The 13,713-nt window shown below is 68.0% G+C and carries 10 protein-coding genes; 2 read left to right on the plus strand and 8 right to left on the minus strand.

Going from position 1 to position 13,713, the window contains the following annotated elements; genetic code table 11:
• Positions 1-84: 84 nt before the first annotated feature.
• The 5 genes from kdsA to secG all read right to left on the minus strand — a co-directional run bounded on the left by kdsA (position 85) and on the right by secG (position 4,825).
• Entirely contained in the window at positions 85-963 is an 879-nt protein-coding gene (kdsA, locus tag FBQ73_RS06765) for a 3-deoxy-8-phosphooctulonate synthase (protein WP_246089600.1), read from the minus strand.
• Positions 964-1,054: 91 nt separating this feature from the next.
• On the minus strand, positions 1,055-1,372 hold the full coding sequence (gene sugE, locus FBQ73_RS06770; RefSeq protein ID WP_138398711.1) for a quaternary ammonium compound efflux SMR transporter SugE: 318 nt from the start codon (positions 1,370-1,372) through the stop codon (positions 1,055-1,057).
• A 326-nt stretch (positions 1,373-1,698) separates the two neighbouring features.
• Positions 1,699-2,571, minus strand: a complete 873-nt coding sequence (locus FBQ73_RS06775) for a VOC family protein (RefSeq protein ID WP_210236685.1) — start codon at positions 2,569-2,571, stop codon at positions 1,699-1,701.
• A gap of 103 nt (positions 2,572-2,674) precedes the next feature.
• Positions 2,675-4,303 carry a CTP synthase gene (locus FBQ73_RS06780; RefSeq protein ID WP_138398713.1) on the minus strand — a complete coding sequence of 543 codons (1,629 nt, stop codon included), beginning with the start codon at positions 4,301-4,303 and terminating at the stop codon, positions 2,675-2,677.
• 120 nt (positions 4,304-4,423) lie between these two features.
• The gene (gene secG, locus FBQ73_RS06785) at positions 4,424-4,825 is read right to left on the minus strand and encodes a preprotein translocase subunit SecG (RefSeq protein WP_138398714.1); all 402 of its coding nucleotides are present in this window, start codon (positions 4,823-4,825) and stop codon (positions 4,424-4,426) included.
• A gap of 259 nt (positions 4,826-5,084) precedes the next feature.
• On the opposite strand from secG, the gene FBQ73_RS06790 reads away from it, so the two are divergent.
• Positions 5,085-6,281 (plus strand): M23 family metallopeptidase, encoded by a 1,197-nt coding sequence (locus FBQ73_RS06790; protein WP_138398715.1) that lies wholly within the window; start codon positions 5,085-5,087, stop codon positions 6,279-6,281.
• 38 nt (positions 6,282-6,319) lie between these two features.
• Here FBQ73_RS06790 and FBQ73_RS06795 read toward each other — a convergent pair whose 3' ends face one another.
• Together FBQ73_RS06795 and FBQ73_RS06800 are read right to left on the minus strand one after the other, a co-directional pair.
• The gene (locus tag FBQ73_RS06795; protein WP_138398716.1) at positions 6,320-8,461 is read right to left on the minus strand and encodes a sodium-translocating pyrophosphatase; all 2,142 of its coding nucleotides are present in this window, start codon (positions 8,459-8,461) and stop codon (positions 6,320-6,322) included.
• Between the two features lie 110 nt (positions 8,462-8,571).
• Positions 8,572-12,096, minus strand: coding sequence for a YhdP family protein (locus FBQ73_RS06800; RefSeq protein ID WP_170218768.1), 3,525 nt, complete (start codon positions 12,094-12,096; stop codon positions 8,572-8,574).
• 275 nt (positions 12,097-12,371) lie between these two features.
• On the opposite strand from FBQ73_RS06800, the gene FBQ73_RS06805 reads away from it, so the two are divergent.
• Complete coding sequence (locus FBQ73_RS06805) at positions 12,372-12,845, plus strand: peroxiredoxin (protein WP_138398718.1); 474 nt, start codon at positions 12,372-12,374, stop codon at positions 12,843-12,845.
• An 83-nt stretch (positions 12,846-12,928) separates the two neighbouring features.
• Here the strand turns inward: FBQ73_RS06805 and FBQ73_RS06810 are convergent, their stop codons facing one another.
• Positions 12,929-13,705, minus strand: coding sequence for a heme ABC transporter ATP-binding protein (locus FBQ73_RS06810; protein ID WP_138399020.1), 777 nt, complete (start codon positions 13,703-13,705; stop codon positions 12,929-12,931).
• Positions 13,706-13,713 lie beyond the last annotated feature (8 nt).

Consider the following 13,713-nt stretch of genomic DNA (forward strand, 5'->3'; position numbering starts at 1 on the left):
CAACCGGGTCGGGTGGCCCGGCGAACAGGAACGCACCCGACACGGCCGATCCGGCGGAGCCGGACGGCCAAGCCCAAGCTCAGATCAGATGGTGACGGGATTGGCTTTTGCAACGGCGTCGAACGCCTGGAGCGTGGCGATCAGCGCTTCAAGCTGGGAGAGCGGGACCATGTTCGGCCCGTCGGAGGGGGCCTTGTCCGGGTCGGGATGGGTCTCAATGAACACCGCCGCCACGCCCACGGCCACCGCCGCGCGGGCCAGCACCGGCACGAACTCGCGCTGGCCGCCGGAGGACGAGCCCTGCCCGCCTGGCTGCTGCACCGAGTGGGTGGCATCGAACACCACCGGCGCGCCCGTGGTCTTGGCGAGGATGGGCAGCGCCCGCATGTCGGAGACGAGGGTGTTGTAGCCGAAGGACACGCCCCGCTCGGTCACCAGCACCCGGCCGTTGCCGGCGCCGGTGAGCTTGTTCACCACATTGGCCATGTCCCAGGGGGCGAGGAACTGGCCCTTCTTCACATTCACCGTCTTGCCGGTGCGGGCGGCGGCGATCAGCAGATCGGTCTGGCGGCACAGGAAGGCGGGAATCTGCAGCACGTCCACCGCCTGCGCGGCGGCGGCGCACTGGTCGATCTCGTGAACGTCGGTAAGCACCGGCAGGCCGAGGCTCTCGCGGATCTCGGCGAACACCGGCAGGGCGGCTTCCAGCCCCAAGCCGCGCTGGGCCGAGAGCGAGGTGCGGTTGGCCTTGTCGAAGGAGGTCTTGAAGATGAGGCCGATGCCGCGCCGCTGGGCGATCTCCTTCAGGGCGGAGGCCACCTCCAGCGCGTGGGCGCGGCTTTCCATCTGGCAGGGGCCGGCGATGAGCGCCAGCGGCAGGCCGTTGCCGATGCGCACGGGTCCCCCATCGTGTCCCACCTCGACGATGGCGTGGGGCGTGGTGGCGGGCGGTGCGGCGTTCATGGGCTCATCCTTGGGAAGCGGGCCGCCGGGGCGAAACCTGTGGCCAAGACCTATGGTCAAGCCCCGGCGGCGCGCCAAACTAGCTCTAACGTCAGGGCGTGACCAGCTTCAGCCCCACGATCCCGGCACCGATAAGGCCGATGGAGGCAAGCCGCAGCAGGTCGGTCGATTCGGCAAAGAAGAGAATGCCGACGAGCGCCGTGCCCACGGTGCCGATCCCCGCCCAAACCGCATAGGCGGTGCCGATGGGAATGCCCCGAAGCGCCAGCGACAGCAGGAACAGGCTGACGGCGATGGCCGACAGGGTGAAGAGGCTGGGCCACAGCCGGGTGAAGCCTTCCGACTGCTTCATGCCGATGGCCCAGGCGATTTCCATGACACCGGCGACGAACAGATAGATCCACGCCATTGGCGGGTACCTCGGGTGGCGGGGTCGTCCCCGCCGCTCGATACGCAAGGGCACGCGGCCGTCCGCGTCCCGTCGGGGACGGATGTCCCCTGCCCTCATTTAGGGCATCCCGCGCGCCGGTGAAGCCGGAGGCCGTGCACAAATGCGCGGCAATGGGGAGGGTGCGCGCGGCTCCAAAGCCCTCTCCCGCTTGCGGGGGAGGGTTGGGAGGGTGAACTTTACGTCCCCCCGCGCATCATAGGGCGGGAGAGACTTGCCCCCTCCCCGGCCCTCCCCCGCAAGCGGGAGAGGGAGAGGCTTGCAAGGCCGGCACCGGGTAGGCCTCTTCAGCCCTCCGGCAGTTCGAACACCAGCGTGGCGCCCAGGGCCGCCTTGGGCGGCACCACCACCACGCCCGCGATAGCCTCCTCCACCATGCGCCGGGCTGCGAGTCCGCGCCGCAGCTCCGGGGCACCGGGGGTGTTGAAGCGCACCGCCGCGAGCCGCAAGCCCTCCCCGCCGGGGGCCGGCACGCCATAGCGCTCGGTGAACAGGGGCCGGCTCATCACGTCCACGGCGCCACGCGGGGTCTGGCCCACGAACCAGTCGTCGCTCGCCCGCAGCACCGGCCCGCCCGTGACCGTCTCCAGGAACGCCTTGTGGAGGGCCGGCGCATCCGCCACCAGCACCACACCGGCGACACCGGTGACCTGGTTGGAATGGCGCTGCAGGTCCGCCGACCAGAAATTCTCCGGCAGCTTCTGGGTGCAAGTGAACAGGCCGAGGTCCGGCGAGAGCGGGTCGCGGGCGAAGGCGAGGGTGAAGCCGACCTCCACCTCCTGCCCGTCCGGCCGGCGGGCGGTGCGGCCGAACTCGAACGTGTCGAACCCGCCGAAGTTCTCGATATCGAAAGCGGCCTTGTCGGCCTGCGGATCGGTACCCTCCAGCGCCAGCATGGAAAGGCCCTGGCCACAGTTTTCGAGGAAGCGCTGGTTAAAGGCGCCGAACGAGAAGCGCGTGCCCTCGTCCGGCGGAATCTTTTCCGGCTCAACCACTTGCAGCAGCTCGACGAAGAAGCCGGGGGTCTGGACGATGCGGTTCTCGGTGCCCCAGGGATGCCGGTTGCGGGCGCCCACGGTGAAGCCCAGAAGGTCGTAAACCTCTCCCGCCGCATCCAGATCGCGGACGAGATGCACCACATGGTCAAGACCGCGCCGCATGCCAATTCCCCTCCCCGACTCGCCAAAAGGGGAGCTTAGAGCGGCAGCGGCCGGGAGGGAAACAGCCGGCAGGCGCGTGCCTGCCGTGGTCCCTGCCGAAAGGTCACACCAGCCGGCTCTGCTCCATCGCCGCGCCCACGAACGAGGCGAACAGCGGATGGGGCTGGAACGGCCGCGACTTCAGCTCCGGATGGAACTGCACCCCGATGAACCAGGGGTGGTCGCCATATTCCACGATCTCCGGCAGGAGACCGTCCGGCGACATGCCGGAGAAGCGCAGGCCATGCTGTTCAAGGCGTTGGCGATAGGCGGTATTCACCTCGTAGCGGTGACGGTGGCGCTCGAAGATGTCGCGCCCGCCATAGACCGCCTCCACCCGGCTGCCGGGCTCCAGATGCGCGGCATAGGCGCCGAGGCGCATGGTGCCGCCCAGGTCGCCGGCGGCGTTGCGCCGTTCCAGCTCGTTGCCCTTCAGCCATTCGGTAAGCAGGCCCACAACCGGCTCGTTGGTGGGTCCGAACTCTGTGGAATTGGCCTCATGGATGCCCGCAAGATTGCGCGCCGCCTCGATCACCGCCATCTGCATGCCGAAGCAGATGCCGAGATAGGGCACCTTGCGCTCGCGGGCGAAGCGGGCCGCGCGGATCTTGCCTTCCGCGCCCCGCTGGCCGAAGCCGCCCGGCACCAAGATGCCGTGCACATGCTCCAGGAACGGCGCGGGATCCTCACGCTCGAAGGTCTCGCTCTCGATCCAGTCGAGATTGACCTTCACCTTGTGGGCGATGCCGCCATGGGCCAGCGCTTCGATCAGCGACTTATAGGCGTCCTTCAGGCCGGTATATTTGCCCACAATGGCGATGGTGACCTCGCCCTCGGGGTTGCGCACGCGCCCCTCGATGTCGGTCCAGCGCTTGAGATTGGGCGCCGGAGCCGGCTCGATGTTGAAGGCGGCCAGCACTTCCTTGTCGAGCCCTTCCGCATGGTAGGCGGAGGGCACGGCATAGATGTTGTCCACGTCCCGCGCCTCGATCACCGCCGTCTCGCGCACGTTGCAGAAGAGCGAGAGCTTGCGCCGCTCCTCGCGCGGGATCTCGCGATCCGTGCGGCAGAGCAGGATGTCGGGCTGGATGCCGATAGACCGCAGCTCCTTCACCGAGTGCTGGGTCGGCTTGGTCTTCAGCTCGCCGGCGGAGGGGATGTAGGGCATCAGGGTGAGGTGGATGAAGATGGCGTGGCCGCGCGGCAGCTCGTTCTTCAGCTGGCGGGTGGCCTCGAAGAAGGGCAGGCCCTCGATGTCGCCCACGGTGCCGCCCACCTCGATGAGGACGAAGTCGAATCCCTCATTGCCTTCGAGGACGAAGTCCTTGATGGCATTGGTGACGTGGGGGATGACCTGGATGGTGGCGCCCAGATAGTCGCCACGGCGCTCTTTGGTCAGGATATCCTGGTAGATGCGGCCGGTGGTGATGTTGTCCTGCTTCGTCGCCGGATGGCCGGTGAAGCGCTCGTAATGGCCGAGGTCGAGATCGGTCTCGGCCCCGTCGTCGGTCACGAACACCTCACCATGCTGATACGGGCTCATGGTGCCCGGATCCACATTGAGGTAGGGGTCCAGCTTGCGCAGCCGGACGGTATAGCCGCGCGCCTGGAGAAGCGCGCCGAGAGCCGCGGCGGCGAGGCCCTTGCCCAGGGAAGACACGACGCCGCCGGTGATGAAGATATAGCGCGCCATGGGCTTCGACCTTACCTCGTGCAAACGCGATTCGGCGAGGGCGAAGCCGGGGTCGGCCTCGCCTCGCCTGTGGGGAAAGCATGTCGCCGCGCGAACCGCGGCAACGGGCTCACTCGGGGCTTACTTGGACTGCGGAACCTGCGGGCCCGAAGGCACGGCCGGCGTCGCGGGGGCACCCTGATCGGCGCCGCCGCCCTGCGGGCGAATCTGGTCGAGAATGGTGCCGCCGCTCTGCGGAACCTGCGGGCCAGACTGGGTCGCCGGCTGCAGGATCGAGCGCGGGGCGCGGCCCCAGCCCGCCACGATGGTCAGCGACAGCGACGTGATGAAGAAGATCACGGCCAGGATCGCAGTGGCGCGGGTGAGCAGGTTGGCGGAGCCGCGTGCGGTGAAGAAGCCGCCGCCACCACCACCTCCGCCGCCGCCGATGCCAAGTCCGCCGCCTTCCGAGCGCTGGATCAGCACCACGCCGATGAGCGCGAGCACCACCATGAGGTGAATGACAATGAGAACCGTCTGCATGGAATCCATCATGTTCGCGCCACGACCAAAAGCCCGGCGCGTCAGTTGCCGGTCTGTTACACGATCGGGCGCACGGAGGGAAGAGCGCCCCCGCGCCTCGCCGCCTGCCTGACACGCATGGCAGGTCGGCGCCGCCGGACATCGGGCCGCATCGGCCCGACATGGCGGTATTGGGCCGCAGATTGAACATGAGACCGGCTTGAACGAGGCTGTGCGCCGTCTTCCCCTTCGTGCTTTCTCGTGATCCGGGGTTCCAGCCTTGCACCGTCTTCTTGTCGTTTTGGTCGCGCTTGGCGCGGCATCGCCCGCTCCGGCACAGTCGCTGAAGACGGACGAGGTCTACAGCTCAATCGCGGCCCAGCCCATCACCGCGCCGAATCCCGTGCTGGGCGCCGATGGGCGGGTCCATCTCGCCTATGAGCTTTACGTTACCAATCCCACCAAGCTGTTCGTCACCCTCGACAAGGTGGAGGCTGTGGACAGCGCCGGGCAGGTCCTCGCGAGCCTCGAAGGCGCGGGCCTGCGTGCCCTGCAGACGGTCTATGCCGGTACGGACGGCACCATGGCCCCCGGCGGCATCGCGGCGGTCTTCCTCGACGTGCCGTTCGCCCGCGACGCCAAGCTCCCGGAGCGGGTCCTGGCGCGTGTCACTGCGACCCGCCAGGAGGCCGGCCCCGACGGCAAGCCGGTGCCCATGCCGGCGAATGGGCCCCTGCCGGGCACCTTCAGCTTCACCGGCGCGGAAACCGCCATCGGCCGCCCGGCGGTGGTGATCGCGCCGCCGCTGCGCGGCAAGGGCTGGGTGGCCATCAACGGCTGCTGCGATGCCCTCACCTCCCATCGCGGGGCGATCATGGCGGTGAACGGGCGGCTGCGGGTGCCGGAGCGCTTCGCCATCGACTTCGTTCAACTCGACGCCGCCGATCGCCTCTTCACCGGCGACGTGCACAAGCTGGAGAGCTATGCCTATTACGGCGTGCCGGTGCATTCGGTGGCTGACGGCGTGGTGGTGAACCTCTACGACGCCACCGACGCCCAGGTGCCCGGCGGCAATGCCAAGGGAATCACCACGGAGAATATCGGCGGCAACATGCTGGTGATCGACATCGGCGGCGGCAATTTCGCCTTCTACGCCCACATGCAGCGCGGCAGCCTGAAGGTGAAGCTGGGCGACAAGGTGCGCACGGGCGATGTCATCGGGCTGCTCGGCAACACCGGCAACACCACCGCGCCCCACCTGCACTTCCACGTGATGGACGGTCCCTCGCCGCTGGATGCCAACGGCCTGCCCTATGCCTTCACGCGCTTCCAGGGCCAGGGCGTGGCCAACCCGGACGGCGCGAACTTCTTTGAAAAGCCGGTTCCGGCCGAAATCGACCGCACCCGCCTCGCCGGCCCCAAGCAGGACGCGCTGCCCCTCAACAACGAGGTGGTGGATTTCGGCGACGGGAAATAGAGGTGCCGGCGGGCCAGGCGCCCGCCAGCACACTTCCCTCAGTGGCCCAGCACCGCCAGCAGCAGCAGGGCCACGATGTTGGTGATCTTGATCATGGGGTTCACGGCGGGGCCCGCCGTGTCCTTGTAGGGGTCGCCAACGGTGTCGCCGGTCACGGACGCCTTGTGGGCCTCCGAGCCCTTCATGTGGCGGACGCCATCCTTGTCCACGAAGCCGTCCTCGAACGACTTCTTGGCATTGTCCCATGCGCCGCCGCCCGAGGTCATGGAGATGGCGACGAACAGGCCGGTCACGATCACGCCTAGCAGCATGGCGCCCACCGCCGAGAAGGCGGCCGACTTGCCCGCCGCGCCGCCGCCCGCCACCGCATAGATGACGAAGTAGCAAACGATGGGTGACAGCACCGGCAGCAAGGAGGGGATAATCATCTCCTTGATGGCGGCCTTGGTGAGCAGGTCCACGGCGCGGGAATAGTCCGGCTTCTCGGTGCCGGCCATGATGCCCGGCTTCTCGCGGAATTGCCGGCGCACCTCCTCCACGATGGCGCCCGCCGCCCGGCCCACCGCCGTCATGCCCATGGCGGCGAACAGGAACGGCAGCAGGCCGCCGAACAGCAGGCCCACCACCACATAGGGGTTTTCCAGCGAGAAGTTGGGGGCGACGCCGTAGAAATAGGTGCCCTGCCCCGCCTGGGCGATGAAGTATTTCAGGTCCTGGCTGTAGGCGGCGAACAGCACCAGCGCGCCAAGGCCGGCGGAGCCGATGGCGTAGCCCTTGGTGACCGCCTTGGTGGTGTTGCCCACCGCGTCCAGCGCGTCGGTGGACTGGCGCACCTCTTTGGGCAGGCCGGCCATCTCGGCGATGCCACCGGCATTGTCCGTCACCGGGCCGAAGGCATCCAGAGCCACGATCATGCCGGCCAGCGCCAGCATGGTGGTGGCGGCGATGGCGATGCCGAACAGTCCCGCAAGGCCATAGGCGAACAGGATGCCGGCGATGATGACCAGCGTCGGCAGCGCCGTGGATTCCAGCGACACCGCAAGGCCCTGGATGATGTTGGTGCCGTGCCCGGTGACCGAGGCCTGGGCGATGGACACCACCGGACGATAGCCGGTGCCGGTGTAATATTCGGTGATGACCACGATGGCACCGGTCACCGCGAGGCCCACGAGGCCGCACAGGAACAGGCTGGTGCCGGTAAAGTCGGCGCCGGCGATGGCGCCGAAGCCAGGCAGCAGCCAGGTCACCGCCGCCAGCGCGATGATGGAGAAGCCCGCCGTCGCCATCAGGCCCTTGTAGAGCGCGCCCATGATGGAGGAATTCGCCCCCAGCCGCACGAAGAAGGTGCCGGCGATGGAGGTGATGATGCACGCCCCGCCGATGGCCAGCGGATAGATCATCATGGTGGCGAGGCTCGCCGGCGCAGCGGCGAAGAAGATGGCGGCAAGCACCATGGTGGCCACCACTGTCACCGCATAAGTTTCGAACAGGTCGGCGGCCATGCCGGCGCAGTCGCCGACATTGTCGCCCACGTTGTCGGCGATGGTGGCCGGGTTGCGCGGATCATCCTCCGGGATGCCGGCTTCCACCTTGCCCACGAGGTCGCCGCCCACGTCGGCGCCCTTGGTGAAGATTCCGCCGCCGAGACGGGCGAAGATGGAGATGAGCGAGGCGCCGAAGCCCAGCGCCACCAGCGCATCCACCACCGTGCGGCTGTTGACGGCAAAGCCGAGGATCTGGGTGAGCACGAGGAAGTAGACCGTGACCCCGAGAAGCGCGAGGCCCGCCACCAGCAGGCCGGTGACCGCACCGGCCTTGAAGGCGAGGTCGAGGCCACCGGCGAGCGACAGGGTCGCCGCCTGCGCTGTGCGCACATTGGCGCGGACCGACACGTTCATGCCAATGAAGCCAGCCAGCGCGGAGAGAATGGCGCCGACGGCGAAGCCCACCGCCACCAGCCAGCCGAGGAACAGCCCCACGAGAACGAAAATGACGACGCCCACCACGCCGATGGTGGTGTATTGGCGCTTCAGATAGGCCTGCGCTCCTTCCGCGATGGCGGCTGCGATTTCCTGCATCCGCGCGGTACCTGGATCCGCTGCCATAAGTTCGCGGATGGCCCATACGCCGTACGCCACGGCCAGCAGACCGCAGGCGATGATCAACACCAGTGCCAGCATCAGTCCCACCCTTTTTCGTTTCCGCCCGTATCTTGTTATGGGGTGAGTGTGAGCGGTGCCGTGACCCACGGCAAGGGGCGTCCGGTCAAACTGTCGCAGTGTCTGCCGTCTTACCGGGTCGGCGGGGCGTCGCTGGAATCGCGGAATTCGAAGATCTTGCGCAGAAAGCCTGGCGCCACTGCGGAGATAGGATTGATGCGCAGCGTGGGCCCGCCGCTGAGGGGGCCCACGATCTCGAAGGTCACGCCCACGAGGCCCTCGTTCGGTCCGCCCCCCAGCAACAGACCGATGACCGGCAGCTTGGAGAAGATGTTGTTGAGGGCATAGGCCGGCACGAAAGTGCCGCGCACGGAAATACGGTCGGCGGCGAAGTCCAGCGTGCCGTCAAAGGTGGCGCCTACGGACGAACCCCAGATGGCGCCTTCCTTGAACACGATCTTGCCGGTGGTGCGGGAGAACTGGGCCTGCGCCTTCTGGAAGGCGGCGGTGCCGTCCTCGATCTTGCCGGAGGAATCGCGCGCGGCGCTTGAGAGCCGCTCCAGCCCGGGCTCCCCCTTGATGGCGAAGTCGCGCACGTGGATCACGCCGTCCTGCGGGGTGCTGTCGCTGCGGGGCGGGTCCACCACCAGCCAGGCCTCGCCGCCCTGCACCTTTGGATAGATGTCGAGGAAGCGCAGCATGGCGCCGGCGTCGGAGGTGGTGACCAGCAGCGCCTTCTGCCGGCCCTGCCAGTTGCGCATCTCCCCCGCCACCGTGCCATCGCGACCAGCCTTGGCGGTGAGCGTGAAATCGCGCGTCTCCACGCCCCTGCGCGCCACCGAGAGATCGAACTGGCGCAGCACCTCGCCGTTGTTGCCGGTCAGCGCGCCAATACGCGCCTCCACGTCCACGTCGGGCATCTTCTGGGAGCGCCGCTGGCCGGCGGGCGCCGAAACGAGGCTCTTCATGATGCCCCGGGCATCCATCACATCACCGGTGATGCGGACCTTCAGCACGTCACCCACCTTCTCCGCCCTGGCCGATGCCTTGTCGCCGTCGGAGAGTTGGAAGGTAGGGAAGCTGGCGCCGACCAGGTCGCCGCCGTCGGAGAGTTCCATGGAGCCCTTCAGCAGCGTGCCCGAGCCTTCGATGACCATGTCGTCGAGACGGACGCTGTTGCCCTTGTCGTTCAGGGCGAATTTTGCCTTCAGCGGCTTGCCAGCCGGCTTGCTGAGGCCGGGGATGAGGTCGGCGATGCGGGCGTTGACGAGATCGGCCTCGATGGTCGCCCGCGTATCCTTGTTGTTGGTGGTGCCGACGAGGCGCACCCCCACCGGCCCCGACACGCCGGGCAGGTCCACGCCCAGCTTGCCTCGGGCGGCATCATCCAGGGTGGCGCTGACGCGGATGTCGGAATCGGCCACGTCCTTGCGCTTTTCATACTCGAAGGCCATCGGCGCGCCGGCGATCTTGCCGTCGCCGCGCAGCACCACGCCGGCCGGCGAGGCGAAGGCCTTCACCGTCGCCCCTTCGAGCCGCAGGCCGCGAAACACCTTGTCCACGCCGAAATCCGTCAGGGTGGCTTCGAGGGAATAGTCGAAGTCCTCCGGCAATGGCACCTTGCGGAAGGTGATGTTCACCTGAAGCAGGGCGGAAAACTTGCCCCGCGTGGTGGAGGGGTCGAAGGCGGTGCCGGTAGGGCCCTTCAAGGGCTCCATACCCAGCACCTCGATGGCACCGTCGGCCGGCCCGTCGAACTTCACCTTGATCTGGGAGGACGGTTCGCGGGGGAAATAGTCCGGCATCAACATCACGCCATCGCTCACCGCGATCTTGCGGTTTTGCGGCGTCACCGCGGTTCCGTCCGGCAGGGTGATGCGCACCGAACGGCCCGTGACGAGGATGGCGAGGCTCGCATTGATGATCGGCGGCAACCCCTTCACCGGTCGGAGGGTGACGCCCTTCCCGCTGATGGTGAAGCGCACGGCGTCATCCGGCAGCGGCACCTGCTTCTGACCGATCAGGTCAAGCGCCAGCTTGACCGCCACGGTGATGCCGTCCGCCGTGCCGCCAGAAACGTTGTCGATGGCGAACTGCCGGGCCGGAGGGGCGATGTTCACGGGCCAGAATCGCTTGATGGTGGCCACCGGCATGGGCGAGGCCGTACCGTCGAACTTCACATACGGCACGTCGACGCCGAAATCGAACAGGGCGGTGAAGGCGAAGCTCCCCGCCGCCGAGCCGAGGAAGCCGGTTTCGACGATGATCTGCCGGGTTGGTGGATCAAACCGGCCCACCACGTCCACCTTGTCGACGACGAGGGCCGGCTCGGGCATCTCCTTGCCGGCGAGCACCACCTGCTTGCGCACCATCTGGAACGGCCACGACGCGCCCAGGGTCGCCGGCACCTTGATCTCGCCCGTGAGCGAGATGATGTTTTCAGTCTTCACCGCCTCGATGGGCGCGACCACGATCACCCGACGGGCCACGTCGAGGGTGGCGCCGATGCGGGCGCGATCGATGACGAAGCGCTCTTCCGGGTCTTCCCCGCTGCCCAGCGCTCCCGCGCCGAAGTCCACATTCGCATCCCCCGCCTTCACCTCGCCATCGACGGAGAGGCGCGCGGTGACGGACGCGTTCAGCGGCGTGTCCATGTAGAAGCGGCGCTGGTCCTGGATGAAGGCCTGCACCAGGTCGCGCGTGGAGAGGTTGCGGATCACCAGCTCGATGGTCCGCTCGCCGTCCTGCGCCGGGCCGATGCGCGCCGTCGCGGTGGCGACACCCTGCGGCGACTGGATGGTGAAGGTGAGTTGCGCGCCGCCCGCCACCGGCCGGGCCAGGCGCACGCTGATGTGCTGGAAGACAATGCGACGGCCCGCGCTCTCGTTCTCCACGATGAGCGTGCCGTCCTTGAGGCCCACGTCGGCGAGGGCCCCGCCATCGAAGCCGGCCGATTCCAGTTCGTTGATCCAGCGAGCCAGGGCAACCGGCTTCAGCGGATCGGTATCGAGGGCAGAGACAGTGGCCGCCGCAGCGGGATCGGACACCGCCGGCTGCGGCCCAGCGACAGGCGCGCCACCGGTCGCTGGCGCGGGGGAAACGGCGATCGGGGCAGACGGCGATGGGGCACGGCCAGACGCTGAAATCGGTGCTGTGATCGCTTTGGCCCCCTTGCCGGTGGCGACCGCCAGATGGCCAGAAGCGGCGATGCGCACCGTCATTTCCGCGCCGACAAGGTCGATCCGCCGCGCCTTGGGCATCAGGGAGAGCAGAGAGCCTTCCAGTTCCACCTCGGCGCTGGGGGCGCTGGCCACCAGCTGGCCGTCAGGTCCGGTGACGCGAATGTCGTGGACCACCACGACGGTGGCGCCGCCGTTCATGGTCTCCATTGTGGTCGACCCGATGGCCACCTTGTGCCCGCCGCCGATGCGCTCCTCCAGCGCCCGCTCGATATAGGGGGTCGCGAGATTGGCGGTGACAATGCCATTGGCGATGAGCACGTAGAGGGTGACCGCGGCAAGGCCACCAAGGGCGATGAGCAGCAGGCACACCATGGTGAACACACGCGCCACGCGGCTGCGCGGCGTCAGCGCCCCCATGATGCCCCGGAAGCGGGAGCGCCGCGGCTGACGCCGCACCGGCTCCGGCTTGCGCACCCTATCCTCCATGCCGCTGCAACCCTTCCACGCTTCTTTCGGCTTCCGACACACCCGCCATTACACCTGCTGCACAGGCTCTTCCCCCGCGCGCGGCGATTCGTCCATGACGGGCCGATTGACCCTAACCTGCCCATGCCTCGTAAAGATGAGGTGGATCAATCCTTGCAAGTTACCATGTGCGCCGGGAAGGCGGCGATGTTGTGGGTCGCCAGAGCCACGAGAACGCGCCGCTCACCCCCGTAATGGCGCCGAACACGTCGAAAGGAAGGCGGATGTCGCAGTTTCCCGAAGCCGGCGCGAAGGCGCCCCCGTTCTCGCTTGCCCGCGATGGGGGTGGCACGGTGGCGCTCAAGGACTTCCAGGGCCGTAAGCTGGTGCTCTATTTCTACCCCAAGGCCAACACCACCGGCTGCACCAAGGAAGCCATCGCCTTCAACGGCCTGAAAGCCGCCTTCGCCGCTGCCGACACCGACATTCTCGGCGTCTCGGCCGATGCAGTGAGCGCGCAGGACAAGTTCAAGGCCAAGTACGACCTCGCCTTTCCGCTGGGCTCCGACCCGGACAAGGCGATGCTGGAAGCCTATGGCGTCTGGGTGGAAAAGAGCATGTACGGCCGCAAGTACATGGGCATCGAGCGCGCGACCCTGCTCATCGGCCGCGACGGCAAGGTGGCCCGCACCTGGCCCAAGGTGAAAGTGGCCGGCCACGCCGAAGAGGTACTCAAGGCGGCGCAGGAGCTGGGCTGAGGGCACTCTGCGATGGGGACCGAGGCCTGAACGGCCGCCATCGCCCCGTACCATCCCCCGGCGCGCCGGGGGAGCCTCCTTGCCTACCCGGCCCAGTGCACGTTCTGCGGCAGCACGAACGGCCCCGGCGGCATGATGCCGACGCGCACGCGCACCCCGAACGCCGCCTCCAGGACCTCCTCGCGTATCACCTCGCCTGCCGGTCCGGCCGCCCGGATGCGGCCCTGCGCCAGCACTACGATCTCGTCCGCCACCATGGCCGCGAGGTTGAGGTCGTGCAGCACCGCGAGCACGCCGCCACCCTTGTCGGCATGAGCCCGCGCCAGCCGCAGCACGGTGAGCTGGTGGGCAAGGTCGAGGCTCGCCGTGGGCTCGTCGAGGAAGAGATAGGAGGGCGCATCGGCCCGCGTCAGCTCCAGCTGGGCGAGAATGCGCGCCAACTGCACCCGCTGCCGCTCGCCGCCCGACAGGCTGTCGTAGCGCCGCTGGGCAAAGCCCGACAGGTCCACCTCACCGAGGAGGCGGGCGATGCGCGCGCCGTCGCGCCCATCCGGCGCCATGAGGCCGGCGGCGATGACCTCTCCCGCCGTGAAGGGGAAGGCCACCTCCGCCGCCTGCGGCAGCACCGCCCGGCGCCGGGCAAGTGCCAACGGCGACAGGTGCGTGATGACTACGCCATCCAGCGTCACGCGGCCGCTTGAGAGTCGATGCTCGCCGGACATGGCCTTCAGCAGGGTGGATTTGCCCGCCCCGTTCGGCCCCACCAGCACGGTCACCCGCCCCGGCTGAACGGCAAGGCTCGCACCCTCCACCAGCAGGCGGCCGCCGGCCGCAACGCTCACGTTGTCGGCCCGATACATGTTCATCC

It is taken from the genome of Xanthobacter autotrophicus (genome assembly GCF_005871085.1).
Taxonomy (GTDB): domain Bacteria; phylum Pseudomonadota; class Alphaproteobacteria; order Rhizobiales; family Xanthobacteraceae; genus Xanthobacter; species Xanthobacter autotrophicus.